Consider the following 3,323-nt stretch of genomic DNA (forward strand, 5'->3'; position numbering starts at 1 on the left):
CCTGAAAACCGGCCGCGTCGAAACCCGCGAGGGCCTGATCGCGCCCTTGTTCACGTTCCGCAGGCGCTCGCAGCTCGACCTGGGCGACGGCCTGGTGTTCACCGAGGTCGAGTTCTTCGACCGCACCGGGCCGGGCCTGCCGCGCGCCACCGAACGGCGCTGGGACTTCGGCGACGGCATCAGCGCCGCGGAAACAAACCCGCGCCACGTCTATCTGCGCGGCGGCGTGTTCCGCGTGACCCTCACCCAGACTGACGCCGCGACCGGAAGTTCGGGCCGCATCACCCGCGTGCTCGATGCGGATATCCTGTTTCACCAGGGCCACGAGTCCGGCCGCGCTCAACGTTACCTGGAAGTGGTCGAGCGTTACGACTTCGCGAAACTCGGCGCTCGCGACCTGGAGCGCGTGTTCACGCTGATCAACCAGGTGGAGGACGCCGGCGCCGTCGAGCAGCGCCTGTGCGAAGCCTACGCCGCGCTCGGCGACCAGGGCGACGCGCGGGCCAGGGGCCGCAGTCTGGCGCGGCTGGGCGAGATCTGTCTCGTCGAGACCGAAAACTTCGACGCCGCCAAGTCCTGGTACCGCCAACTGAGCGCAAGCGCCGCCGTCGAGGACCAGCGCGAAGCCTGGTTCGGCTTGGGCGCGGTCGCGGTGGCGCAGAACGACGCGGCGGCGGCGCAATCGGCGCTGGCCGAGGCGAAAAAGCGCGCCAACCCTTGGGACGCCGCGCAGGCGCGACGGCTGGCGCTGCTGGAGGGCGACATCGCGCGCATCCAGGGCAAGCGCGACGCCGCCCTGAAGGCCTATCGCCGGGCCGCCGAGTCTCTGATCGGGCGCTCGATGCAGCAAGACGAACTGCTGCGCCACGCCTATCCGCCGCGCGTGCAGAACTTCCTCTTGCGGCGCGAGTACCGCCAGGCCCGGCAGGAGTTGGCCGACTGGGCCGAGCGCTTCCCACAAGCGCGTCTCGACGGCTACTACACCACGCTCTGGCAGCGCGTGCAGCTTGCACAAAAGCACTATCGCGGCGCCGCGCAGGCCGGCGACGCCTTTGTCGCCTGCTGCCCCGGCGACACCTACGCGGCGGAGTGTCTGTACCTGGCGGCGGTGGCGAAATACGGGCAAGACGACGACGCCGGCGCGCTGGAACGCATGGAAAGGCTGATCAAGGACTATCCGGAATCCGACAAACGCGGCGAAGCCGAAGTCTTCATGCGCAAGCTGCGCGAAAAGTGAAAAGAAACCCGGCGGGCAGGCCTTCGCCGGGTGCATGCGCTCTTTCATGTAAACGGGATGTCAGAAACGGTAGGTTAGGGGTGAAGTGCTTCCTCTTTCCCCGGAGTTTCCGATGTCCAACATTCCTGAACTTCCGCTCTCTCGGGATCCGTTCTGGCGCGACCTGGTGCCGTTGTTGAAGCAGGCCGTTCTCGATCGTTTGTCCGCCGCCTTGGACACCGGCGATGCCGGTCTGTTCGCCGCCAGTGAAGAGGGTTTCCGCCACGACTGGCTGCGCTTGGGCGAAACCGTGTACGCCCAGTTGGCCCAGCAGCGCGTCGACCAGTGGGAAGCAGAGCATCCGCCCGCCGCGGAACGCTGTCCTCGCTGTGACCGCAAGGTCCAGAACCAGGGCCGCCAGGCGAAGACCTTTCGCACGCTGATGGGGCTGGTCGAACTCCAGCGCGTCTACGTTCGCTGCCGCTGGTGTGGCGAGAGTTGGTGCCCGGCTGAGCGCGGCCTGGGCATCGCGCCGGACACCTTCAGCCCCGGCGCGCAGGCGCGCATCGTGGCCGCAGCGGCGCAAGGGGCCTACGAGCGCGCCTCCCGGCACCTCGCGGATGCCTACCGCATCGAGGCCTCGGCCACGACCATCGGCACGGTGTGCGAGACCGTGGGCCGCGACCTGCAAGGCCGGCAAGACCGCGCGCCGAGCGTGGCGCCGCCCTTGACCGACCGGCAGGGCAAGCCCTCGGCGCTGGGCGTGCTGCAACTCGACGGCGTGAGCGCGCCGGTGCGGGTACCCGGCGGTCGCGAGTACCGCGAAGTGCGCGTGCTGCGCCTGGAAGACGGGGCCGGCGAGCAGACCACGCTGCACGCGATGGTGGGCGCGCACGATCAGGTGATGGAGACCACCAGCCGGTTGGTGAACCGTCGCATGGGCTTGGGCCTGGACCAGCGCGTCGGGCACAGCGTGTTCGTGCGCGACGGCGCGCGCTGGATGGCCCACGACGCCCAGCAGTACCTGCCCGGCGTCGCGCAGGTGCTGGACTTCTACCACCTGTTCGAGCACGTCGCCGAGTGGACGCGGGCCGTGCACCCGGAGAACGCCTTGGCGGCCGCGGCGCTGCGCGAGCGGCTCAAGGACGTGGCGCGGCACGAGGGCGGCGTCGCGCTGCGGACGGCGCTGGTCGAGCACCACGCCGCGATCACGGCGACCGGGGGCGCCGATGCGGCACCGGCGCTGCCTCCTGACCGGCGGGCCGCGCTTGAGGCCGCCACCACGGCCTTGCTGCAGTACCTCGACGGGCAGTTGCCGTACACCGACTATCCGAGCTACCGCGCGCAGGGCTGGCCGATCGGCTCGGGGGCGGTCGAGAGCGCGTGCAAACAGGTGGTGACGCAGCGCATGAAGGGCGCGGGCATGGCCTGGAGCGAACGACGCCTGCCGCTCTTGGCCAACCTGCGCGCGCTGTACCTGTCGCGCTTGTCCTGGGATGCCTACTGGGAACTCCGCCGCCAGGAATGCCGCGTCCCCGCCGCCCAAGCCCCGAAACCCTACGCCCTGTCCGCCTGAAAAGGCATGTACACCCTGCTCGGCTTGGCCCGTGATATACTCCTTGACGGCCTCTTCTTGCGACTTGCTGACCGTGAAAACGCTGTAGCCCTCCTGCCACGCGAAGGGGCCAAGCGCCGGAAAGGTGTTATGGACCCATTTCGACGAACGTGTCTTCACGGTGCGCATCAGGTCCGAGATGGTCGCGCCTGGCCACCACCGGAGATACATATGAATGTGGTCCTCGACGCCACCGATGTCGTAGGGCACGCCTTTCTCGGCTCGGACAATGCCGCCGATGTAGGGATAGAGGCGTTCTGCGAGGTCGAGCGTGATCCATGGCTCGCGGTGCTTGGTGCTGAAGACAATGTGCAGGAGAATCTGGGAGTAGGTGCCGGGCATGTCGGGCCTTTCTGTTGACAGTGCGCTTCCTTTGCCCCTCCGGGGCAAGAAGAAAAAATCAGGGGGGACCGTCTTCCACGGGTTCCGCGACGCTCAGAGTAGCGTCGCTCCACCCGTGGCGACAGCCCGACGCCCCGCTGGGGCGTTCAC

At 68.4% G+C, this 3,323-nt stretch carries 2 protein-coding genes; one reads left to right on the forward strand and one right to left on the reverse strand.

Translation table 11 applies throughout. From position 1 onward, the window contains the following. The coding region (locus HY703_11190) for a PKD domain-containing protein (protein ID MBI4545751.1) at window positions 1-1,237 on the forward strand (1,237 nt) is incomplete at its 5' end. Here the strand turns inward: HY703_11190 and tnpA are convergent. Next, complete coding sequence (tnpA, locus tag HY703_11195; protein MBI4545752.1) at window positions 1,212-3,173, reverse strand: IS200/IS605 family transposase; 1,962 nt, start codon at window positions 3,171-3,173, stop codon at window positions 1,212-1,214. The genes HY703_11190 and tnpA overlap by 26 nt on opposite strands. Window positions 3,174-3,323: the final 150 nt, after the last annotated feature.

It is taken from the genome of Gemmatimonadota bacterium (genome assembly GCA_016209965.1).
Classification (GTDB): domain Bacteria; phylum Gemmatimonadota; class Gemmatimonadetes; order Longimicrobiales; family RSA9; genus JACQVE01.

Coding starts and splice junctions, on each gene's coding strand:
- tnpA (MBI4545752.1), bottom strand. CDS start 3,173: ATGCCCGGCACCTACTCCCAGATTCTCCTGCACATTGTCTTCAGCACC.